Annotated in this window: 18 protein-coding genes and 1 pseudogene; 9 read left to right on the top strand and 10 right to left on the bottom strand. The window is 51.9% G+C overall.

Annotated features, from left to right (window positions below; translation table 11 throughout):
* Positions 1-1,407, top strand: a complete 1,407-nt coding sequence (locus tag H5P27_RS16510; RefSeq protein WP_185661528.1) for a tetratricopeptide repeat protein — start codon at positions 1-3, stop codon at positions 1,405-1,407.
* On the opposite strand, the gene H5P27_RS16505 is transcribed toward H5P27_RS16510, so the two are convergent.
* Both H5P27_RS16505 and orn read right to left on the bottom strand, forming a co-directional pair.
* Positions 1,389-2,564, bottom strand: a complete 1,176-nt coding sequence (locus H5P27_RS16505; RefSeq protein ID WP_185661527.1) for a S41 family peptidase — start codon at positions 2,562-2,564, stop codon at positions 1,389-1,391. The two genes, H5P27_RS16510 and H5P27_RS16505, sit on opposite strands and share 19 nt — an antisense overlap.
* Complete coding sequence (orn, locus tag H5P27_RS16500; RefSeq protein ID WP_185661526.1) at positions 2,557-3,144, bottom strand: oligoribonuclease; 588 nt, start codon at positions 3,142-3,144, stop codon at positions 2,557-2,559. The genes H5P27_RS16505 and orn overlap by 8 nt, the downstream gene beginning before the upstream one ends.
* Positions 3,145-3,234: 90 nt before the next feature.
* On the opposite strand from orn, the gene kdsA reads away from it, so the two are divergent.
* Positions 3,235-4,077, top strand: coding sequence for a 3-deoxy-8-phosphooctulonate synthase (gene kdsA / locus H5P27_RS16495; RefSeq protein WP_185661525.1), 843 nt, complete (start codon positions 3,235-3,237; stop codon positions 4,075-4,077).
* A 47-nt stretch (positions 4,078-4,124) separates the two neighbouring features.
* On the opposite strand, the gene H5P27_RS16490 is transcribed toward kdsA, so the two are convergent.
* The 5 genes from H5P27_RS16490 to H5P27_RS16470 form a co-directional block, all read right to left on the bottom strand.
* The gene (locus tag H5P27_RS16490) at positions 4,125-4,625 is read right to left on the bottom strand and encodes a hypothetical protein (RefSeq protein WP_185661524.1); all 501 of its coding nucleotides are present in this window, start codon (positions 4,623-4,625) and stop codon (positions 4,125-4,127) included.
* Between the two features lie 110 nt (positions 4,626-4,735).
* On the bottom strand, positions 4,736-5,275 hold the full coding sequence (locus H5P27_RS16485) for a hypothetical protein (protein WP_185661523.1): 540 nt from the start codon (positions 5,273-5,275) through the stop codon (positions 4,736-4,738).
* A gap of 184 nt (positions 5,276-5,459) precedes the next feature.
* Positions 5,460-9,191 carry a TonB-dependent receptor plug domain-containing protein gene (locus H5P27_RS16480; RefSeq protein ID WP_185661522.1) on the bottom strand — a complete coding sequence of 1,244 codons (3,732 nt, stop codon included), beginning with the start codon at positions 9,189-9,191 and terminating at the stop codon, positions 5,460-5,462.
* 476 nt (positions 9,192-9,667) lie between these two features.
* Positions 9,668-10,786: a redoxin domain-containing protein gene (locus H5P27_RS20135; RefSeq protein ID WP_185661521.1), complete on the bottom strand. Its 1,119-nt coding sequence runs from the start codon at positions 10,784-10,786 to the stop codon at positions 9,668-9,670.
* A 61-nt stretch (positions 10,787-10,847) separates the two neighbouring features.
* A complete protein-coding gene (locus H5P27_RS16470) occupies positions 10,848-12,005 on the bottom strand; it encodes an AraC family transcriptional regulator (protein WP_185661520.1) in 1,158 nt (385 codons plus the stop codon).
* A 104-nt stretch (positions 12,006-12,109) separates the two neighbouring features.
* Between H5P27_RS16470 and galK the strand changes: the two genes are divergently transcribed.
* The 5 genes and pseudogenes from galK to H5P27_RS16440 all read left to right on the top strand — a co-directional run bounded on the left by galK (position 12,110) and on the right by H5P27_RS16440 (position 17,948).
* On the top strand, positions 12,110-13,294 hold the full coding sequence (gene galK, locus H5P27_RS16465) for a galactokinase (protein WP_185661519.1): 1,185 nt from the start codon (positions 12,110-12,112) through the stop codon (positions 13,292-13,294).
* Positions 13,295-13,526: 232 nt separating this feature from the next.
* Positions 13,527-14,360, top strand: a complete 834-nt coding sequence (locus H5P27_RS16460; RefSeq protein WP_185661518.1) for a PRC-barrel domain-containing protein — start codon at positions 13,527-13,529, stop codon at positions 14,358-14,360.
* A 246-nt stretch (positions 14,361-14,606) separates the two neighbouring features.
* The gene (locus H5P27_RS16455) at positions 14,607-15,659 is read left to right on the top strand and encodes a VanZ family protein (RefSeq protein ID WP_185661517.1); all 1,053 of its coding nucleotides are present in this window, start codon (positions 14,607-14,609) and stop codon (positions 15,657-15,659) included.
* A 74-nt stretch (positions 15,660-15,733) separates the two neighbouring features.
* A pseudogene (gene glpK, locus H5P27_RS16445) lies at positions 15,734-17,230 on the top strand (glycerol kinase GlpK).
* 109 nt (positions 17,231-17,339) lie between these two features.
* Positions 17,340-17,948: an FKBP-type peptidyl-prolyl cis-trans isomerase gene (locus H5P27_RS16440; protein WP_185661515.1), complete on the top strand. Its 609-nt coding sequence runs from the start codon at positions 17,340-17,342 to the stop codon at positions 17,946-17,948.
* 77 nt (positions 17,949-18,025) lie between these two features.
* Here H5P27_RS16440 and H5P27_RS16435 read toward each other — a convergent pair whose 3' ends face one another.
* Complete coding sequence (locus H5P27_RS16435; protein WP_185661514.1) at positions 18,026-18,514, bottom strand: FKBP-type peptidyl-prolyl cis-trans isomerase; 489 nt, start codon at positions 18,512-18,514, stop codon at positions 18,026-18,028.
* 67 nt (positions 18,515-18,581) lie between these two features.
* Between H5P27_RS16435 and H5P27_RS16430 the strand changes: the two genes are divergently transcribed.
* The gene (locus tag H5P27_RS16430) at positions 18,582-19,307 is read left to right on the top strand and encodes a M48 family metallopeptidase (RefSeq protein ID WP_185661513.1); all 726 of its coding nucleotides are present in this window, start codon (positions 18,582-18,584) and stop codon (positions 19,305-19,307) included.
* A gap of 89 nt (positions 19,308-19,396) precedes the next feature.
* On the opposite strand, the gene H5P27_RS16425 is transcribed toward H5P27_RS16430, so the two are convergent.
* Positions 19,397-19,633: a hypothetical protein gene (locus H5P27_RS16425; RefSeq protein WP_185661512.1), complete on the bottom strand. Its 237-nt coding sequence runs from the start codon at positions 19,631-19,633 to the stop codon at positions 19,397-19,399.
* Positions 19,634-19,969: 336 nt separating this feature from the next.
* Between H5P27_RS16425 and H5P27_RS16420 the strand changes: the two genes are divergently transcribed.
* A complete protein-coding gene (locus tag H5P27_RS16420; RefSeq protein ID WP_185661511.1) occupies positions 19,970-20,827 on the top strand; it encodes an HDOD domain-containing protein in 858 nt (285 codons plus the stop codon).
* A 39-nt stretch (positions 20,828-20,866) separates the two neighbouring features.
* Here H5P27_RS16420 and H5P27_RS16415 read toward each other — a convergent pair whose 3' ends face one another.
* Positions 20,867-22,906, bottom strand: coding sequence for a DNA gyrase/topoisomerase IV subunit A (locus H5P27_RS16415; RefSeq protein WP_185661510.1), 2,040 nt, complete (start codon positions 22,904-22,906; stop codon positions 20,867-20,869).
* Positions 22,907-22,937: the final 31 nt, after the last annotated feature.

The following is a 22,937-nucleotide window of genomic DNA, read 5'->3' as shown; positions in this document are numbered from 1 at the left end:
ATGCCTGAAATCCCGCTCAAGTCGCTAGATACCCGCATCAAAAAACGGGTTGATAATGCTCGTACTGCATTGGATCGAGGCAACTACGAGTACGCCATCGAGATCTGCTCTTCAATTCTTCTAGATACCCCGGGGTGTCTAGAAATTCGCGAGCTTTTGCGTCAAGCGCAGTCCAGCGTGTTCGCGAAAAACGGTCAGTCCATTTGGAGCAAGTCCAAGGGGTTGTTGACCGCTCAAACCCTAGTTGCCTACGGAAAGCCTTACATCAAAAAGAATCCCAGTTTAGCGATGGGATATGGAGAGCGCGCTTTGCGTTATGACCCGCTTCACAAGGGAGCATTGTCATTAGTCGCTGCGGGTGCGGAGAAGTTGGATTTGCCAGAGACCGCGGTTTTTTGCCTCGAGAAAATTTGCACCAAGGAAACCAAAGACTTCAATCTCCTCCATCGATATTGCGAAGCGTTGATCAGCCTTGGAGATACCAATCGGGCAGTCGCTGTTGCAGAGCGTTTGAAAGCCTTGAAGCCTGAGAGCTCCATTATTCAGGAGCTCGTCAAATCCGCTTCCGTTGCCCACTCCATCAACCGTGGAAATTGGGCGGAAGAAGAGCACGATTTTAGGTCCAAGCTAAAGGAGGAACCATCTTCCGAGGAATCGGAGCAAGGATCCCGTTTTCTGGACCTGCAAGCTGATGGAGCGGTGGGAACCGTTGATTTGATTGATGCAATCCACCGTGATCCTCAAAACTTGGACCTATATAAGAGACTCGTGCGTGCATCCTTGAAAAGCGATGAATACCGGACGGCCCTAAGTTGGTTGGACAAGGCGGCACAGTTACCTCAAGCAGCGTCCGATGTCTCCCTTAAGCAGCTCAGAAACGAGATCATGATTCGAGCCACGGAGCTCGAGCTGCAAAACCTGCAGCGTGATCCTTCGGCCGCCCAAAAGGATCCCAAAGATCGTATCCAGAAGTTGGAGCACGATCTGGAATCCCTTAAGATTGAGGAATCTCGAAAAATCGTAGAGCAGTTTCCAAACGATTACGCCCAAAGGCTTAACCTCGGCGAACTGTTGCTGGGCGCTGGTAAAGTAGACGAGGCGATTCGCGAGTTTCAGATTTCGCAGCGAAGCACAAGTCTCAAGCGGCGTTCCTGTGTTATGTTGGGACGGTGCTTTTTCAGGAAGCGATTGTATGACCTCGCTCTGGAGCAATTTAGCGTGGTAGAGCATGAGAGTCCCTTGATGGACGACTTCAAAAAGGACGTTCTTTACTCAGCTGCAGAGTGTTCGGAAGCCTTGGGCGATGTCGATAGCGCGATCAGGAGATACAAGCTCATTTACTCAAACGACATTGGCTTTCGGGATGTCGCGGCCAAGATCGATAGCTTCTATTCCGAAACAGACTGAGTTGATTCAATCTGTTGTAGCGCTTTTTCGAATATGTATTCGTCATCGACCGTTTGCTCTAACGTCAGCTCGAGGTCGGGAGGAAATCCTTCTGCTTCCAGGCGAAGGCCTTTGGGGGTTAACATTTCCGAGATTGGCACATAGAGCCTAAATCCGTAGGGCAGAGGGAGATGGCGGGCGAGCTGAAGGGCTCCGCTAGTGCGTTGTCCGATCACGGTACCCCTACCACTTTCGGATACAAACGCCGGAAAGATGTCCGCCGCGCTGGCGGAGGTGGAGTCGACCAACACGACGACCTTGCCCTTGTAAGGTCGTGAAAAGGGAAGTGGATGGGTCGACTTCCCGGACTTCGAGCGTTTCGAGCGGTCGTTATAGATCCGAGCGAAGGTTTCTTTTTGCCGACTGATTTTGGAGGCGAGATGCCGTGAGTTTATGGAGAGTCCGCCCCGGTTGTTTCGTAGGTCGATGATGATGGCTTTTGCTTTGCGTGCCTGCCTAAAAAATCGATTCACGCGGTTCGCTTTGTAGAACTTGTAGTGGAAACTCTGTATTTTGATTATGGCTACATCTTCGTTTAGCCAAGTCATTGAAGATTCCTCGAAAAGTGGAAAGGGAGCATAGGTTACTTCGCCGGACATTTTCCTGCTGCCTCTTTTCCAGCCAAGAATTCGTTTTTGTCCGTTCACTCCAGCGAGTTGCCCCAAATCTTTCAGAGCTTCTCCATCTATGGTTTCGATGATGTCACCCTTTTCCAGTCCTGTTCTTTTAGCCGGACTCAAGGGCAGTACGTAGCTAACGAATCCTCCTTCATCGAGGGGATGTATTGTGATTCCTATTCCTGTGCGTAAACCAGCCCGCCGTTCGCGTACGGCGCTAGGGGCGGAAATGCCCAGATGGGAGATCTCGAATTTTCGCAGAGAATGATTCAGGGCTTTGGCCAAGTCCTTCTTGGTTTTGGCTTCGGAAATAAGAGCCTGGTCCTCGGTGGTGAAATCTCTCCAGCGGCTGAAATCAGTATCGAAAGCGAATGCTTTCGAATCGAGCTTTGCTCCGATTTTTTCGATTAATCGTTCCTTCTGACTCGAATCGAGCTCGTCCGCTCCTCGACTCGGGAGGACCACAAGCAAGAAGATGAACAAAATCGGAATTTTAGGCATCGCTTTGCTCGCTGACTCGCTCGGATTTCGGGGTATTGTCGATTGGAGCGAGATTTGAGGCATCTATGGAGCTCATATAGTACTTCAGTTCTGCGATCGATTCGCGTATGTCGTCCAGTGCTCGGTGCGTGTTTTCCTTTTTGAATTCTCTCCCGAGCATTTCTCGGAAGACGATTTTGAAGCTCGAAACGTCGAGCATGCGGTAATGGAGGCGCTGCGAAAATTTCGGAAGGTACGCGTCTATGAATTTGCGATCCTGAGAGATCGAGTTGCCGGCAATGACGCAGGGGTTGGTTTTCTTAAAGTACTTTAGGGTAATTTCGGCGAGCTTGTCATCGAGCTCTCCCTCGGTAATTCCGTCCTGGATACGGTCGAGTAAGCCACTTGCGGCGTGGTGGTGCTTACACCAGTCGTTCATACCATCAAGCACTTCCTGCGGCTGCTTTACGGGAGTCTCCCACTCGAAAACTGGCTCCAGCTGCTTGTTTGTGATGATTACCGCCGCCTCAACGATGCGGTCATGGGCCGGATCAAGTCCGGTCATTTCTAGGTCGATCCAGCAGTAGCGGCGTTTTGACATGATAATATCGGATAAGCTTTGGGGCGAATTATACTGGGAGCGGTGTTGTTTTTGGTTGGCGAAGTCAATCAAACAGGGAAGAACCGAGGAATGTCTAAAGTGATTGAGATCGGATCCATCAAGTGCGGCAACGATTTGCCTTTTACCCTGCTTGCGGGAATGAACGTCCTCGAATCTCGCGACCTCGCTCTTGAGATCGCGGCTGAATACAAGCGAGTGACCGACAAACTTGGCATTCCCTACGTGTTCAAAGCCTCTTTCGACAAGGCCAACCGTTCCTCGGTGACAAGCTATCGCGGCCCGGGAATGGAGAAGGGGTTAGAGATTCTCGCTGAAATTAAGGAAACCTTTGGCGTGCCGGTAATCACTGACGTGCACGAACCTTACCAAGCCGCTCCTGTGGCCGAAGTATGCGATATCATCCAACTTCCCGCGTTCCTATGCCGCCAGACTGATCTAGTCGTCGCCATGGCCAAGACAGGAGCAATCATCAACGTCAAAAAAGCCCAGTTCCTGTCTCCTCGCGAGATGGGTCATATCATCAAGAAGCTAAACGAAGCGGGTAACGACAAGGTGATGTTGTGCGAGCGTGGTTCGAGTTTTGGTTACAACAATCTTGTCGTCGATATGCTTGGCTTTGGCATCATGAAAGACTTCGGATATCCGGTTATTTTCGACGTCACTCACTCATTGCAAATTCCGGGCGGAACGGCGACGGCTGCTGGAGGGCGCAGGCGCCAGGTTTTTGATTTGGCCAAGGCAGGAATGTCGGTTGGTATCGCCGGCCTCTTCCTCGAGGCTCATCCGGATCCGGAAAATGCGAAGTGCGACGGACCTTGCGCTTTGCCATTGAATCGCCTGGAAGGGTTCCTCGAACAAATGAAACAGCTGGACGATTTGGTCAAAAACCAGCCGAGGATCGAAGTAGACTAGCGGGATGTGCAGCCGAGTGGAATCTAAACTCGGCTCAGCAGTCTGCCTCAGCCCTTGTTCTTATCTGAATCAAGGGTTTCCGAATCCACCCAAACAACCGTCCATCCGGATTCTTCGTCCGGAATGATGTAGGTGGTCGCGTTGGGAATGTCGGTCGAAACGAATTCGACTACGTTTGGTTCGAAAGAGGCTTGGGCTTCAGTGTGCAAGCCGAGCCAAGTGGCTGCGCCTAGTGTGACCACAGCTGCTGCGGCTGCCAAGGGGCGAAAGAGTCGGGGGAAATGGAGCAGCTTTGCATTACGTTTGCTTTGCTCGCCTCCGATTGCCTCATGAATGGCGGCGATGGAGGTATCGCGATGAATTGGGACAACGCGTTCTTGGGTGGCGAGATCAAGTGTATCCAGACTTTCAATCCAATCGATTGCTTCTGGATTTCGCTCCAAGTAGCTCTGCAGGATGATCGCATCATTTGGAGATAGCTCGCCATCGTGCAACTGGCTCATCAGCAGTTGGGCTTCGTTGGGAGTTAGCTCTTTTGACGGGATCATTTTTGGTGAGTTATGAGTTGAATTGGTCGAAAAGTGAAGAGTGGAATTTTCGGTTGGTACAGGGAAGGGCAACCTAGAGTCTGGTCTAGGCTGCCCGGATTGGCTAAATCTTAGAATCTGCTGACGACTTGGCCGTTATTCTGGTAGGAGCTTTTTCTGCGCGTGTCGCGATTGTCGTCGCGACGGTCATTGTTGCGACGGTTGTCGTCTCTTCCTCTGTCGTCGTAGCGGCGTTCATCTCTGTAATGTCCATCACCTCGTCTATCGTTCCGGCTATAGTGGTCGTTGTGGCGATAGTTGCTGCCATGGCGGCTGTTTACCCAGACTTTTTTCTTGGTGTAGCTGTAATAGCCAGAGATCCAAATTCTTCTGGAATGGCCGTAACGGTCGCATTCGCGGCGATAGTAGCCGGGGTTCCAATGTTTGACAGTGACCCACTCCCAGTAGCCTCCATGGTCATGTCGGCCACTTCCGATTGAGACTGTGGTGTGATGACTGACGTCGTCGTCAGACAAGGCGGCTCCGATTATGATGCCTCCGATAAGGCCGCCGATGATGGCTTTTTCCTTGTCTCCTGCCATGGCTTGATTGGTTGGGATGGCAATGGCGGCGGCAAGGGCGAGAAACGATAGGGCGCTTAATACTTTCATGTTATTTCCTTTTTTGGGTTAAATTCGTGTGTTCGCGGGTTAGGACGCGAGCGCAGCCGACCTTATTCATCTCTTTCTTCAAAAAAATTTTGGATGCAAAAAAAGCCCCGGACTTGCGTCCGGGGCTTGTCGAAATTTTAGACAGTCGCCTTGGAGGTGACTCTCTGTCTGGCGTCAGGCCTTCTTAGAAAGAGAAGGTGTTGGTGACGTTCCAGGTCATGCCTTCTTGGATGCTGTAGGCGGCGTAAGAACCGTCTGGCTGCACGCTGAGAGGCTTGAGTTCCGGATCTTCCCCGACGTTGCGCAGGTTGACTTGGATGCGCCAGTCAACCTTGTCGTTGAGGGCGATGTCCTTGCCGAGCCAGATATCGAAGTGCTCTTCCGAGTCGCTCCAGTAAGGCTTTTCAACGTCGAGGTTGTCCTGGGCTTCGTTAAGAGCATAGCCGAGGATCTTTCCGTCTTTCCAACGAAAACCTCCTCCGATATTCAGTCCAGAGAACTTGCCGTCTGTGAAGTTGTAGTTTGTGATTATGTTCACGCTCCAAGGCGAGAGCTCTGGAGTTGTTTTCCCGAGCGTTTCGAGCTGGAACTGGTAGGCGGTCCAAATGTTGTTTTGGAAGTACTCGCGGAGCGTCACGTCGCCCCCCCACCACAGACGAAGGTCGCCTGCTGCGGTTTGGTATTTTGTGTAGGTTGATTCCAGGTAGCCTACGAACTCCTCACCCAATGCTGTTTGATAGGCGTCGGTTTTTGAGGCGTTGATGGAAACGCTCCAGTTTTCAGTGAGGTTGCCGACAAGTTCGTATTCCCAGCCTTCTGAGACGTAGTCAACCAATGCTGTTGGATAGTAGCCATTGATCGTGCCGCCGCCGGCAGGCTGGATAAAGCCGATGCCCGTCGTTACGTCCCAACCTTCTACAGCGTTTTGCCAGTCGCCTGCCTTTGCTGCCTCTACGTCAACTGCGAATCCGTAAGCGTCGTACCAAGATTGGTCTTCGATTTGCGATAGCCACGAGTTAATCGCTTCGGTCTGAGCGATGGTGGATGGGTGAGTAAGGTAAGCGTCACTGGTTACATCATTATAATCTTCACTCCAAGCTCCTGGGAGTCCTTCTGCCCCTTCGACGCTATTGCCGTCGACGAGTGCCCAATTCCAGTACCATGACCAACCTTGCACTGCTTTTTCGCTGTCGGTATAGGCATCCGGATTGGCGGAGACTTCGCGCCCTGCTAGGTCGAGAAGAGCTGATCCAGTGCCCCAGGCTTCGAGCATGCGGAGATAGTAGGTGTTGTTGCCCAGCGAGGTGGTTTCCGTCGTGACGGTGGAGATATTAGCGTCCTCTACTATCGTTTCGTAGTGAGTCGCTTTGAAGCGAAGGCGTTCGTTGAACATCGAAGCAGTGAAGCCGTATTCTTCGGTGGTACCGTGCTGGTTTGGTAGAGACCCACCGTCAAAATTATAGCGCGTTTCAACTGCCCAGTTTTCGCCCTCGTTATAAAACGCGGAGAAACTTGAGTCCCAAGGAAGCTTGTCGTTCAAGAATTCTGGCGAGTGGACTACCACGCCCCAGCTGGTGCTGCTTTCCGTTGCGGGATCCGAATAGTCTCCTAGAGTCGGATTGACCTTCGGGATGCCGTCGCTCTCGCTGGCGATCGTAGAGGTGCCGGATCGGCTTTTAAGCGAGTCCTCGCGATAGCCCCAAGTTGGAATGATCAGACCACCGAGAAGTTTACCTTGCCAAGTGATTGCCTTCGATTCAGTCGTCTCGCGCACTCGACCAATTGAAGTGTAGAGCTGATCGATATCGCCTTCGTCTGCGTTGAGGATGGTGAAGTCGGCTGTTGTCCACCCCACGTAGTTCAGAGGATTTTCTGATTGGGTACTATCGGAGCTTCCTGCCGGATCTACGACGGTTGGATTTGTCCAGGCAGCACCGGGATCGACGGAGGAGTTCCATGTTGGATCGAAGTAGGAAATACTGTAAGTTCCTGAAAGCGACTGAGTCGCGGAGATTCCGGACAAGTTCAGGCCGCTGGCGGACGATAGGCCGCGAAGATCGTCGCTGATGTAGGTGATCCAATCTAGGCTGCGATCGCCCGATGTGAGGGTTAGGTCTGTTCCGCCATACGCTTCGACCCAAGAGGAATCGAGAGCGTAACGTACCCAGCTACGGTTCTCGAACTCAAATGTGGTGTCGCTGTACACGCCGTTGAACATGTGTTTTCCAAGAAATTTGGTCAGCTGGCTCTCTCCGAAGATTTCTTGGAGATCGATGTCCGCATAAGCGGTAGCTCGGCGGGTTTCGCGGTCCCTGAAGCTTGCGTTGCTAGTGCCCCGAGTGCTCGAACCGACAAAGGCTCGTCCTGCATTTGGATTCGCCACCACATCGTCTTCGTACGCCCACGGGTATTGCATGATGTTTTCCCGGATATCGACGGAGATGTAAGTCTGGTTAAGGTTGCGAGTTTGCCCGTCATCGTAGCTCTGCTTGTCGAGGACTAGTTCGTATCCGAGGTTGTTGTTCCAGAAGGTTTGCTCAAAGGAGACCTTCGTTGAGTTCCAGTTTTGCCATTCGCGCTTGTTGGGGCCGTCGATCAAATTGTTGTAGAAATCGAAGACTGACGTGTCTGTTAGCGAGGTGTTCTTCCAGAAACCGGCGGCTGAGCCTGGATAGCTGCCGTCTTGTCTGTATGCGTTATAGGCGTATTCGGTGAAACCGCCGATGCCGATGTTGGATCCGAATGGGAAGCCGTCGATACCTCCGTCAATACCACCCTCCGAGTTGATGCCACCGCTGGTGGTGGGAGTCGCTTGAGACCAGCTGCTTGGACTGCTTGCTCCGCTTCCGTCGAAGTTGAACACTGCATTCGATGTCATTTGCAGACCGGGACCGGGATATTGCACAATCCAAGGGTTTTTCGTGGCACCGTCGAAAACCGATCCTGGATATCCGATGATGCCGGCTTCCCACGCGTAGTACGGATCGTAGGTTTCTTGGTTTAGGGCGTCTTCGTCGAAGAAGGCTGAGATGCGATCCTCGGGCGGGAGGATACGCGGGCGATTGGCATCAATCTCGCCGGTTTCATAGCTTGCTTTGATAGTAGAAGAAACAGCGTCCGTGTTGAGGAATTTAGGTGTCCAGCGAATTGCCGCGTAGAGTCGTTGATCGTCCTCGTGTGCTGGCTTTTGGCGGTATTTTTGGTTCTCCTTGAGAACGTTTACGCGTATTGCCAATTCGTCTTCGATCAAAGTCTTGTTGAAGTCGGCGGTGGCGCGGATGGTTCCGAAGCTACCGAAGCCGAGCTCGATTTGGCTTTCGTTGCCGAAGAAGGCTTGGTTGGTGCTCGTATTGATGATTCCTGATGGAGAGCCAAAACCAAATAGGATTGAGTTAGGCCCGCGTTGAAGTTCCACTCGCTCAACGTTGTAGGAGTCCCAAGGGATGTCGGACTTAAAATAGTCTCTCGTGTTGTCGGCAGAAGAAAGTCCGCGGACACGTGTATTGTTATTGGGGCGAAGAAGATTACCCGAGTCGTCGGCGTTTGCTGCGAAGGTAGATCCTACGCCGGCGAAGTTACCGCCTACACCACTTACTTCCGTATTGGTCGTGTAGGTGAGGAGTGATTGGTTGTCAGTGGCCCCGGTATCCTTGAGGAAGTCCTTGGTCACGACACTGATGGAGGACGCGATGTCCTTTAGGTCTGTTTTGATACGGGTACCTGCCAAGGATGAAGTCGCGTTGTATCCAGTGGAGTCATCTGCGGTGACTTCAAATGGAGACAGCACGAAGATATCCTCATCGTCATCCATCTCGGCGTCCTGCGCGGAGCTGATGCCGAATCCTGCCGACAGGGAGCAAGTCAGCAGAAAAAGCCCGGTCAGCCTCTTTCTAGGGTAGTTTGTATATCTATTCATGTGCGATTTGATTGGGTTTGATCGTATTGGGGTGTTCTTGAAAAAGAGTTGGATCGGAAAATGTCAGGTCATTCAGGAATTTGGATTCCTCAATTAAGACCACTAATTTTAAGGGTTAATAAAACGTTAAATCTTTTGTCGGTTAATCTGCTGCTGGGGGAATTCTGTAGCCGACGATTTACCGTAAAGAGGCATCTCACGAGAGGGGGATATCTGCTAAGGGTAGAATCGGGGAGCCACGCCTAATATAGCGTTAAACTAAAGGATTTCGAAACGACCCGACTGTCAACAAATTTGTAGAAGATGAAAATGTGGAAAATTCGCCCCTAAACTGCCCAATTGGCACTTTTCAGGGCTTTCCCAGAGGGAGAAATCTTCCAGATCGGAGTTTAAAGCTCTCGATCCAAGATTCATTGATTCTACTCATACAAAAGAGTAGACTGGCAAGTTAACGTCGGAACTTGAGTTAAGTCGCTCTAAAGTATCCCAAGCCGATGCAGTTTGGCTTCGAGACGATCTCCGCGCAGGTTTTTGGCGACAATCTTACCGTCTGGATCGAGGAGGAAACTTGCAGGCAGAGCAGCTACGCCAAATCGTTTAGCCAACTCCGAATTCCATGCATCTGTCTCTGATATTTGTGGCCAGTTAATCGAATCCTGCTTGATGGCCCGGTCCATCAGACGCTCGCTGATGTCTAGATTAATGCCGAGAATGACGAACTCCTCCGGATCGGCTTTGGAGAGCAGTTCGGCATAACTTCTGTTTTCTACACGGCAAGGAGGGCACCAGCTCGCCCAAAAATCGATCAGCACATACTGGCCTGAGAAGTCATTTGTTGAGATAGTTTCACCCGCGAGGTTCTTTCCGCTAACATTGGGGGCCGAAGCTCCCAGCCGGGTGTTATTTTGAATCTCGATGCGTTTTTGAAGGCTACGGGTCGGCTCGATGTCTCCGTGCGTTTTTGCAAATTGTTCAACGAGCGATGCGAGTTGGTCGGCCTGGTAGTCAGGGCTCCACCTCAGAGAGGTCCCGTACAAGGCCATGGTGGTACCCGCTTTTTGGATAACGAAATCGTTTAGCTCTGCCAAATGCCTTTGGTAGGATTCTACTTCGTTTTCTGTAAGCTCTTCGATTTTTTCCGTGGATTCCCCATTTTGTTTAGCAGCCTTTATGGACTCTCGAACTGGATAAACCAGGCGAGCTAAAGATTCTCTCCGGAATTTTTCGTATTCTTTCAAAATGCTGGTGCCCGGTGACCCATCGGTCTGGTAGGTATCCCCATCGCTTGTGATTCTCAATATTTCACCAGCCGACGGTGCCAGAACGATCTCGGAGTCGCTCGAGTCCTTCAGTGTGTACAGACCCGCCGGTAGATCGATGTCGACGGACGCAGCACCATTTTCCGTTGCCGAGATTGAGAGGACCCTTCTGCTTGATCGAGAATCTACGTCGTTTGCCAGCAAGTGTAGCTCTTCGGCTGCCTTGAAGGTCCCAGCTGGCGCCTCGATTTGAAAAGAGGCCCTAGCCAAGTTTTGCGTAGCCAACAGGGAGGCGATCACGGCGAGAGCCGATAGGATGCGGGGAATCTTCGTCACGCAGGGCTTACGTTTCTTGGAGTTCGCCGCTTGCGCTTATTTGGTCTGAATCAGCGATCTCTCAGGTTGCCGAGTGTTTGGCTCGGTATCGGCCTGGAGTTATTCCGATCCGTTTTTTGAATACGAAACCGAGATACTCTTGGTGCCGGAAGCCGCATCTTTCGGCCACGTCGGGCAAAGGTAGACTTGTTGTGGCGAGCATCTCTTTTGCTCTGTTTATTCTCACCGCCAATATGGATTCGAGAATCGTTTGGTTCAGGGAGGTTTTAAATCTCCTTTGCAGTACGCTTCGGGAAACGCCAGCGGCTTTGGCTATTTCCTCGACGCTGATCGGCTCGCAAGCGTTGTTCCGGATAAAAAGCAGAGCTTTAGCCAAGGCTGGGTCCTCAATCGCAGTGGCATCGCTCGATTGACGAACATGCAGAATGGTGGGAGGCACTTCGGTGACGCGCTGCTCTGGCTGCTTTCCCTCCAGCATCGCGTCCAACAGGGCTGCCGCCTCGTAGCCAACGAGTTCGTGGTTCGGCTCGACGCTACTGAGTTGAGGTTGGCAAATTTCGCAAAAAGGTTGGTCGTTGTCGACGCCTACCAGACTTATTTGGTCCGGAACGCTGAGCCCAGATGCATGGCAGGCGGCCAAGATGTCTGGTCCGAATTGATCGCTGGCAACCATTATGCCTACCGGTTTTGGCAGGGATTCGATCCAATTCTGGATTTTGATGATGTAAGAATTCCAGTTCTGAGAGCTACGCTCGCTATGTTCAAATTCGAGGGCGTCCAGCTCGGTTCCGAGTAATTCCCTGCAATAGCTAGAGAGCTCCTGGCGCCTCGAAAGGGACCAAAGCTCGTCGGCAAGCCCGAAAAAGGCGACGTGTTTGAAGCCACGGTTATGGAAATGATTGCCGACTAAAGTGGAGATCGCGTTCTCGTCGCATCGAACGACCGGATAACTAGAATCCGGCACGTTTCCGAGCACGTCCACGGTTGGGACATCGCAGGTTTGCACATTGCGGTATAGTTCCGTGTTTGCGATGCGAGCTATGATCCCATCCCCTTGCCATTCTTCCAACGGGTCGAAAGCCATGGCCCCAAGCTGTCCAGTCAGGTAAAAGATGGACCAGTCGTTTCTTTCGCGTGCGAATCTGGAGATGCCTCGCACGATTTGACGCCCGGAATTTAGGGAGGTCTCAACGAGGATCGCTATACGTTTGTTCTTCATAAGGGGTAGGACCGGATTTCTACAAAAATTGACCTCTGGAATCGTTGTTCAAGTCCAAACTCGATGCTAATCTATGTTTTCCAACCCAACACTAATCATCGAAAATGAGTACTGCAACCCCTGCCCAGCAAGAGATCGCTCTAGAAGAGCTTAAGTCGCTTTTTAGCGATGCCGATTTCGGCCAACCCGAAATCTTCGGAGCGGCTCCCGGTCGCGTTAATGTGATAGGGGAGCACATCGACTACAATGGTGGGCTTGTTCTGCCGGCAGCCATCGACAAATGGGTGCATGTAGCGCTCGCTCGTCGGGAGGACAAAAAGGTTCGATTAGTCTCTGCTCAGGCTCCTGGTCAGCTGGTAGAGTTCGAAATCACCGACTCTCTGGCTCCGGAGGGCAAAAGCTGGGGAAACTACGTGAAGGGCGTTATCGCCGGGCTCTTGAAAGCGGGCTTCGAAGTTCCTGGATTCGACGCTGCGGTCACTTCAACGGTCCCTGTCGGTGGTGGACTCAGCAGTAGCGCCGCTTTGGAAGCGGTCTTCGGTAGCGTTCTTCTCTCTGTGACGGGGCAAGAAATGACGAAGCTCGATCTGGCGCGCCTTTGCCAGAAGGCGGAACACGATTTTGCTGGCGTGCCCTGTGGCCTGATGGACCAAGCTGCTGTTATTCTTTGCGAGGAGGGGAAATTGCTCTTGCTGGACTGCGTTGACGACAGTTTTCAGCAAGCGAAGTTCGAGGATCCCAATTGGAGTCTATTGATCATCAATTCTTGCGTGAGCCATGAGCTTTCAGACGGTGGGTATGCGGTCCGCAGAGATGGCTGCCATGACGCGGCACGCCTGTTGGGCGTGGGAACTTTGCGCGAAGTGGATCCCGCTAAGCTCGAAGCTACTCTTGCTGATCCGCGGCTCACTCCTGACATGGTGAGGTACGTTCGTCATGCAGTGACTGAAATAGAGAGAACCAAACTCGCCGTGGCAGCTTTGGACCGAAAAGACTACTTGGAAGCTGGAAAGCTCCTTAATGAAAGCCATGCATCCCTGCGCGATGACTACAAAGTAAGTTGTCCGGAACTCGATTTTATAGCCGACCTAGCCCAGGGGCAGGAGGGAGTCGCGGGTTGTCGAATGACAGGCGGCGGATTTGGAGGCTCGGCCATTGCGCTTGTTCGCAGGGAGTCGGTCGAGGCACTCACCGCTTTGATTGAGGGGCAATACAAGGCTGAGTTCGGTATCGAGGCGAAGATTTTTGAAACGAGACCGATGGGCGGCACGCACTGCTGGATGGCTTAGTTCTTGGAAGTTTTTTGTAGGCCCTTCGGTTATCCCGAAGGGCTTTTTTGTGCTCATATTCCACCCCGTGCTCGTGATGCGTCCATGAGAGCTAATACCTGAATAAGCAAAGCGAATAGCTGAGCGGCAAATTTGCAAAACTCCTTGTAGGTCGATAACTTATGACAAATGCGAGAGCCGTCATTCTTTCGGTTTTCGCCTAAATATTCGTCAAGAAGGGAGAACCAAAGCCATGTTACGGAGTATCAAAGATATATTTGGATATCCGGTCAAAGCCGTCGATGGAAAGGCCGGTAAGGTTAAAGACATTTTGTTCGGAGACCGGAATTGGAGAGTGCGGTACGTCGACGTCGAAACGCGTCACGGCTTGCGCCTGAATTTGCGTTATTTGAGCGAAGAGGAACCCATGGACTCTGTTACTCGCAGGCTCGTGAAAGCAGAGGATTTGCAGCCTCTGGGATTAGGGGACGACCGCAAAGGAGTTCCCACCCGCTTGACCTGCGATGAGGTTTCCAAATGCGATGGTTTCGGGTCGCATTTAACCGCTGAACAACAGTACGAAATGGAGTTTCGCCGTTTCTACCGGCACGCCATTTACGACGAACGTCCACTATTTGGCAGCTTCGGCTACGCGGGATACATTCCCTCCGTCTCCGCCTACGACCATACAGAAAAGGAAGTAAGAGAACACCTGGACCGCATGAGCGAATTGGCAGGGGAGCACCTGCATTCGGCCAGAGGAGTGATAGGCTACCATGTCGTCGGCACCGACGAAAATCTCGGTGTAGTAGGAGATCTAATAGTCGACACTGATACTTGGCAGATCAAATACATGGTGCTCGACACTCGGCATGGACTTCCGTCCCGCAAGTATCTCTTCGAAATGGCGGGTGCGATGACCATCGATTGGCCAAGTTCCAGCGTTCAGGTCGATTCCACGGTTGCTGACCTTGTTTCGCTGCGGAGGTACTGGGTGCACGACCCAGTCAATCATGACGATTCAGAAATGGAGTACGACTACAGCGGGAACCCCTGCTTCAAGAATCTTTTGGACGAAGTTTTTTAGCGAATAGTCGGACCTGAAGGGGAGCCTTAGACTTTCCTGAAAGTCCTTCTGCTAGCTCCATCTCCGTTAACCCGGGTTCTCTCCAGTCAGCCCGTCCCTTGGGGCGGGCTTTTTTGGCGGTGGATAGGTCGATTTGAAGTATTGCAGGGGCGAGGTTTAGTTGTTTTCGTCCGGTCCAAATGAATCTGACTGGCAAAAACGCGATGGTCATGGGGGAAATTCCCGCTTAGTTCGGCGGGTTTGCTTATGGCGCTACAACCGACCTTTAGGCGCAGCGTACTGGCTGTGGTCGTATTTGTTACTCTTTGTTTTGGCTGGTGGCCGTTTAACTTCTTCACGAGCAACGATGTTCGCTACGATCAAGCTGAAGACGCCCTAGTATTCAACGAAGGGGTCGGGGCGGGCGATCGTTCCGCGCGTGGCATAGCCTTTTGCGCCGAGACTTTGGATACGACGAGCTGGCATGGAATTACACTTGAAATAGAGCTAAAAGCCAAGTCCCACGCTCGGAGCGGACTCGCGGTATTTCTGGAGTTTTTCGACGGCGAGGACGAACTGCCGGCACTGCTTGTATCCCAATGGCAAGACCACTTGGCCATAAGGAGTCGCCGGGACAGGTCAGCCGTTTCTAGAGGGTATTCAGAAATTGGACATCGGGACCTGTTTGATGGTCAAAGTTTCAAACGCCTTTTCCTTTCCTCGGAGCTAAACCGGACAGACCTATACGTGGACGGCAAATTGGTCGAATCGCGTCGCGATTTTCCCCTTTTGGGCAAAGACAACAAGTTCATCGGGCGGCTTCTCATCGGAAATAGTGCGGATGGCACAAACCCTTTCATTGGGGAGATTCGCCGAGTCGCTGTATATGACTCATTTTATGCGGATGGGACCGATTCCTTTGCCGCTGCGAAACCGGTGTTAGATTTTGATATGTCACGAGGATTGCTTCCTTTGAGCCTGTCGATTCCGGATCAGTTTGAATTGGTTAAGCGAGAATTTTTCAACTCCAAGCGAATGGAGCAACTCACTACCGAGGAGTACACGCGCGACATAGTGATCAATACCCTTGGTTTCATTCCGGTAGGAATCTGTTTCGCTTCTATGGGGCGCCGTCGCTTCAGATCCTCGCTTCGGGTTTTTCTTTTTGTCGGAATCGCATCGTTCTCTCTGAGTATGATGATCGAGTGGGGGCAAGGATACCTCGCCCACCGTGATTCCAGCCAGCTAGACGTTTTGCTCAATACCGTGAGCGGTACGATTGCGGTACTAGTACCAAGAAGGTGGATACTCTTTCTCTAGACAGTCCCCTCGGGCGTGTTGCCGTTGATTAACTATGGTCTTTTCACCACGCGTAAAACTGGTAGCGTTGCGTCGTGCAATTTGTTCTAGCGATTGATCAAGGTACTACCAGCTCGCGTGCGATCCTATTCGACAAGAACGCTCGCGTGGTAGCGTCAGAGCAATACGAGTTTCCCCAGTATTTTCCGAAAGCGGGCTGGGTGGAACATGATGCTGAAGAAATTTAGGCCTCTCAAAAAAGGGCCATCGAGGGAGTGCTCACGCGAGTCGGTTGTGGATGGGATGCGGTGGCGACTATTGGAATCACTAATCAACGCGAGACTGTCGTCGCTTGGAATTCTACAAACGGGAAGCCAGTTGGGAATGCCATTGTCTGGCAGGATCGCAGGTCCGCTGCGTTTTGCGAGGAGCTAAAGAAGCAAGGTAAGGAAACTTGGATACAAGAGAAAACCGGCCTTGTTTTGGATCCTTATTTCTCTGCCAGCAAAATGAAGTGGATTCTCGAAAACAGGGAAGAAGCGGAAGTCCTCGCTGAGGAGGGGGCCTTGAGATTCGGAACGATCGACTCTTGGCTGATCTGGAAACTGAGCGGAGGTCGATGTTATGTAACCGACGTCTCGAATGCCAGCAGGACCCAACTCATGGATTTGCGATCCTGCCAATGGGACGAGGAATTAATGGAGCTCTTCTCAATTCCCAAACCATCTTTGCCGCGTATCGTGGAATCGAGTGGAGAATTCGCCACTACTGATCCCGAACTCACGGGGGGAAGAAGTGTCACGATCTCAGGAATAGCGGGCGACCAGCAAGCCGCTTTGTTTGGTCAGCTTTGCTTCAAGTCCGGCATGGTGAAGTGCACCTACGGAACTGGCTGTTTCATCTTAATGAATGTCGGTGACGAACCCTCTTCCTCGAAGAACAAATTGCTCAGCACTGTGGCGTGGAAGGTTGATGGAAAGGTTGAGTACGCTTTGGAAGGGAGTGTGTTTGTGGGAGGTTCTGCAGTACAGTGGCTAAGGGACCAACTTGGGGTTATAAAATCAGCCGAGGAGGTCGAAGCCTTGGCTCGGTCTGTGGAGAGCTCCGACGGAGTCGTTGTGGTGCCGGCTTTCACCGGTTTAGGAGCTCCCTATTGGGATCCTTATGCTCGTGGAACGATTATGGGTCTCACGCGTGGGAGTGGCGTCGCGCACATTGCCCGAGCCGTTTTGGACGGGATTGCGAACCAAGTTAGCGATGTGACGGAAGCAATGGCGACCGATGCCGGGCATCGTCTTCGTGAGCTGAGGGCGGACGGTGGAGCTTCCGCGAATTCCTTGCTTATGCAGACGCAAGCTGATGTCTCAGGCGTAAGCGTGAAATGTCCGAGGATTTTGGAGACCACGGCACAAGGGGCAGCATTCCTTGCGGGTTTAGCGACCGGTTATTGGGGGTCTCGAGAAGAGTTGGTGAGACTCGTGGAGGCCGACCGCAGCTATGAACCCGCGATGTCGGAGACAGATCGCCGATTGCGCTTGGGCAAATGGAAGAAGGCGATCGACCGTTGTCAGGAGTGGGAGGACGAAGAGTAGTACGAAGACGGAAACACTCCATAAAAAGGGGCTTAAGCACGCGATTTGGGACCGAATCGACTTTTTTTAGGGTTTGCCAAGCTTTGACGCTAGGTTTTGCGTGGGGGCCATGTCGACACAGCAAGTCATTAGTTTCAGCTACACACTGCGGAACAAGGCGGGAGAAGTCTTGGATCAGTCCCCAGAAGGACGTCCGCTCGAGTTCCTATCGGGAGCGGGTCAGATTATCGAGGGCCTCGAGGAAAGCCTGGTAAGCATGGAGATTGGCAAGAGCGATGAAGTGATTGTCCGCCCAGAGAAGGGTTACGGATTTCGCGACGAATCTCAGATCGATACCGTTTCGATCTCTCAGCTTCCGGTAGACGAAGTCAAAGTAGGCGACTACTTTCAGGCGGGACAAGATCGTCACGCCCCAATCGTACGCGTCATCAAGGTCGAGGGAGATCAAGTCACTTTGGATGCTAATCACCCTCTAGCCGGCGAGGACCTCGTTTTCTCGGTCGATTTATTGGCGAAACGTGATGCGACTGAAGAAGAGTTGGCTCACGGGCACGCTCACAGTTCTGGTGGATGCTGCGGTGGCCACGGCGAAAGCGAAGGCGGCTGCTGCGGTGGAGGCGAACACCATCATGAGCATGAGGATAGCGAGGGTGGTTGCTGCGGAGGCGGCGGTCACGACCACGAGCATGGTAAGGGCGGTTGCGGTTGCAGCCACTAGTTCCGCAACAAGTTTTTCAGAAGTCCGTTTCGCTAGCCGAGACGGACTTTTTTGTATGAGTCGATCCGGGACTACGTCTACTTGAAGTCGACCAATTCGACCTCAAATACCAGAATCGCGTTTCTTGGGATGGCGGGCGGGCTACCTCGAGGTCCGTAGGCTAAGGCGGACGGGATTATCAAGGTTCGCTTTTCCCCTTTCTTCATACCTAAAAATGCCTCATCCCAGCCTTTGATAACGCGACCAACTCCGACGGGAAAAGATATGGGATGACCTCGATCAATCGAGCTGTCGAAGACCGAACCGTCAATAAAGGTTCCGTGATAGTGAGCGGTTACCACTTGCCCGCTTTGGGGAAATTCTCCCGTGCCTTCTTCCTGCACAACGTAATGCAAGCCACTTGGTGTGGATTGTGATGCTGGGTAGAGTCCTTCGATCTGCTCGATTTGGGAGTTGAGAAGCTCGAGCGCTTCCGGTCCGTTCGGCTCTTCCTTATTGGTGCAAGCGGCGAGTAGAAACAATACTGCAAGAGAGCAGACGAGGGCGGACTTTAGCTCGGTCTTCATTTGATTATCAGCTGCATATGATTTGAATCCGGAAAGTAGCTTCAAATCCGAAGCACGCTCAAGAACTATGTCCGATCAAAGCATAAGCGATTCATTTCAGCCTTTGGCTCCTTTGCGGAGGGCGGATGTCGTTTTTAAGTCCCATCCTAGAGCCAAGAGATATTTGGCAAAAGTGGACAAAGAGGGGCATATTCTGCTGACAGTGCCGCGAGCTGGAACGCAGCGGGATGCTTTGGCTTTTGCGAACAAGCATCGAGCCTGGCTGGAGGAGGAGAGGGAAAAGGCCTTGAGGTCGCTTGCCGCAGGCGAGAGCGTGACTTGCTTGGGAGCGGGCGACTTCATTTGGTTTCGGGGTGAAAAGGTAGAGCTGAAGATCGAAAAAGATTTTGGGCGACCTGTTCTGAGATTTGGTAGCGAACGCTTGTTTATAGCGGACGAGAATATGAATTTGGCCCGACCACTCAAGGAACGCATCCGACAAATCGCTCAAGCCGAGTTTCCCCATGCGGTTCATCGCCTTGCCGCCCAATTCGGAGAAAAGGTGAAGAAAGTAGTGGTGAGGGACCAGAAGACGCGTTGGGGGTCTTGCTCGACCAGTGGCACCATTTCATTGAATTGGCGTCTTGCTTTAACGGCGGAGGCAACTCGCGACTACGTGATCATTCACGAGTTGATGCATATGCGACGCTTTGATCATTCGCCGGCGTTCTGGGCTCTGGTCGAAAAAGCCTGTCCCGACTATCGGACGCACGAAAATTGGCTCAAGTCCCATCAGGACGAACTCAATTGGTAAGCAATAAAAAAGCCCCGCAGCCAAGCCGGTTTAGGGCGATTGGCGTTACGGAGCTGGAAGCAACCTGAAGAAGTGTCAGTCTTCTATACTCAGAGAGCGCACGGTTCACAGTCCGCGCAAAGCATGAGGTACTCGTCCAGGCTTACCATCGATTCGGAAACGACTCGAGGCATGTAGTCGCCCCTGAGCAATCGATTCTTGGCGTGCAAGATGATGTCTAGCACTGGATCCATGCTGATGTGAGCGTAGCGAGAGTCATCCAACTGGACCTTGATGTAAGTTTCCAGGTCTCTCAGCGTTAATTGAGTGTCGATGCAAAGTGTCATGGTTTATTCCTCTTGTCCTTGGTTGCTTTATGAATCGGGATTCCGATTGTTTCCCAATGTATCGTCCAGCAACGTGAGCTGGTTAAGCGATCGAACGGTGAAAGAAGCGTGAAGTTGGCTCTGTATCCGGACTCCCAAACAATCCTTACGCTCTATTTACGAATTAGGATTCACCCTGGGACCCCGGGGCAGTTTCGCGAAAAAGCCGTAACAAGAGATCAGGGAAGCTAGCTGAATATGCGCGGTTCTGACAATCTAGAGAAATCTAGACCGGATAGGCTTATACACGGCCTTTTCCAGTCGATTAAAAGTCGAACCGCAAAGTCACGTATCCGCATGATCGACAACATTTACCATATCTCGCCGCTAGAAATGAAAGCTGCGATCCTCAAAATACCCGCTTCGCCCGAGATTTTCGTTAAACTAGGGCGGATGCTGAAGGACAAGGATACGGAGATGATAGACGTGATTCGCTTGGTGGAAAAGGATCCCTCGCTAGTCGCCAGAGTCTTTCGGCTTTGCAATACGCCTTTCTTTAACACGGGAGAACCCATCGACTCGCTGGAGGTGGGGATCAATCGAATTGGTTTCCAAGAGCTACACCGGATTGTAGGCGTCGCCTCGGTTGCGGGTGTATTCAAGTATTGGAACCTGGCTTATCGAGTTTCGGGAGATGCGATTTGGCACAATGCTTTAGCGACTGGTATCGCAATGGAGCAATTGGCTGGCGTGTCAGGTGAAAATCGCTCTGACGCCTACACGGCGGGATTACTCAAGTCTCTCGGCAAGCTCGTTATCGACAATTGCGCAAAGGGCCACAGCGAGCCTCCCATGTATGATCCCGAGTCCGAAGAGCCGCTTTTGGAGTGGGAAGAAGAAGTCTTTGGTTCAACGAATTCCCAGATCGTGGAGAAAATCATGGAATCATGGGGATTTCCCGAATTGCTGAGTTCGGGGATTCGTTACCACTACTTGCCGGAACGAGCTCCCGAAGAAAACCGTTACGCGCATTATCTCAATTTGGCTGGCGGCATTGCGGAAAAGATTGGCAAAGCCTTGCCGGGAGAAAGCTGCTATTGGCAGGATCAACCAGCAGCTCTAGAAGGAGCGAATGTCAGCCGTGAGCAATACGCATCCGCTTTGGCGGCGACTTCCGACAAGCTGAAGCAATTGCTTAAAGCGATGGGCGAGTAGGAGGCGGACTTTAAAAAAATCCGTCCCGCTAGCTGAAAATCAAAGTTCGGTATTGAAGAATGGCCGAGCTGTTTTGATCGCATATTTGGTCAGGACATTTCCTTTGCTGCCCCGTCCTTTCACGGTGAGCTCGCCGAGATCGAAATCAAACTCTTTGACTCGAGCGCTGCAAGATGGGGTGAGTCGGACCTTAATCGGTCGCGTTTTACCATCTGGATTCGCTTTCAAGTAGTGAACCTTCGACCCCTTGGCTCCGCGAGTAAGATCATAAACTTTGTCGCGGGTTACGGCGTTTACGATGAACCGCTTGACGTAAGACGCTCCACGGGCTCCGTCGCGGTAGACCATGTCGTAAATCGTTTCCTCATCGCCCTTTTTCCAAAGGTCGATGTGGATAATGTCTTTGCCCATAAAAACTTTGTCTGCTGCTCTGGATACGCGGAAAGTTCCGTCTGAACAGAAGGCGATTAGCTCATCGAACTGAGATGCCTCGCAAAGGAGTTCGTCCTTTTTGAGGGAGAAGCCCATAAATCCGTCTTCTCGATTGACGTAGAGCTTTTGCGTCGGAAGGGCCACTTCAGCGGCTTTAATTGTCTCGAAACTATCGATACGAGTGCGTCTCTCGCGACCTTTTCCGTATTTTTCCTTGAGAGACTCGAAGTAGGCGGTGGCAAATTTCGTGAGGGACTTGAGGTTCCGCTTGGTGGCCCGCATCTCCTTCTCGGTCTTTTTAATCTCCTCATCTGCTTTGAAGGAATTGAACTTGGAGATGCGCTTGATGCGGATTTCGGTAAGCCGTGTAACGTCCTCGTCTGTAACTTCTCGCTTCAGCTGTGGCTTGAATGGGTCCAAACCGGCGTGGATTTCCGATATGACCGCGTCCCAAGTTTCGCACTCTTCGATGCGTCTGTAGATACGTTCCTCGATGAAGATTCGTTCTAGCGAATCGAAATGCCATTTCTCTTCGAGCTCCGCCAACTTGATTTCAAGCTCTCGTTTGAGAAGGGCTTTAACGCTGTCAGCACTGCGTCGTAGAATTTCGCTAACTCCGATAAAGTGCGGTGTATCATCTTGGATAATACAAGCGTTTGGAGCTACGGAAACTTGGCAATCAGTGAAGAGGTAGAGGGCGTCGATGGTGGCGTCGATCTCCGACCCTGGTGGCAAGGTGATGATGATCTCGGCCTTGTCGGAGGTGTTATCCTCGATCTTCTTTATCTTGATCTTGCCCTTAGAGTTGGCAGAGAGAATCGAATCGATAAGGGAACCAGTGGTGCAGCCGAAGGGGATTTCCCGAATGGCGATCTGGTATTTGCTAAGCTTTTCGAAAACGGCTCTTACTAGGACGCGGCCTCCACGCAGTCCATCGTTGTAGTTTGAAAAATCGGCTATGCCGCCTGTTTCAAAGTCTGGATACAGTTCGAAATCGTCGCCGTTTAGATAGTAGACAGCGGCATCGATAATCTCATTGAAATTGTGAGGTAGAATCTTGCAGGCCAGTCCGACGGCGATGCCCTCGCAGCCCTCTGCGAGAAGGAGCGGGAATTTGACCGGGAGATTGATCGGCTCCTTGTTGCGGCCGTCGTAGGATTGCTGCCATTTGGTCGTCTTTGGGTTGAAGACAACTTCGCGGGCGAATGGCGAAAGGCGGGCTTCGATGTAACGGGCTGCGGCCGCGCCGTCTCCAGTGAGCGTATTTCCCCAGTTTCCTTGGGTGTCGATGAGGAGATTTCTTTGTCCCATCCCGACCATAGCGGAGTAGATGGATGCATCTCCGTGCGGGTGGTAGCGCATGGAGTGACCTACGACGTTTGCGACCTTGTTGTAACGTCCGTCGTCAAGCTCCCGCAAAGAGTGCATGATGCGTCGCTGGACAGGCTTTAGCCCGTCGAGCAGGGCCGGAACCGCACGATCTAGAATGACGTAGGAAGCGTATTCGAGAAACCAATTCTGGTAGGAAGTGGCCAAAGGGGCCTTGGCGTTTCCCGCCTTTTCTTCCGCTTCTGCTGATACGAGTTCGGTGGAGTTTTCCTCTGGTTCTTCGTCGAAATCTAGTTGGTCTTGGGAGTCGTCTGACATTCTGTGGGAAAATAGTGGTAGGTCTTGAGTG

This window comes from Pelagicoccus albus, from assembly GCF_014230145.1.
Lineage (GTDB): Bacteria > Verrucomicrobiota > Verrucomicrobiia > Opitutales > Opitutaceae > Pelagicoccus > Pelagicoccus albus.
Note: the sequence above shows the minus strand (reverse complement) of the source record. Positions and strands in the feature narration are given on the sequence as shown.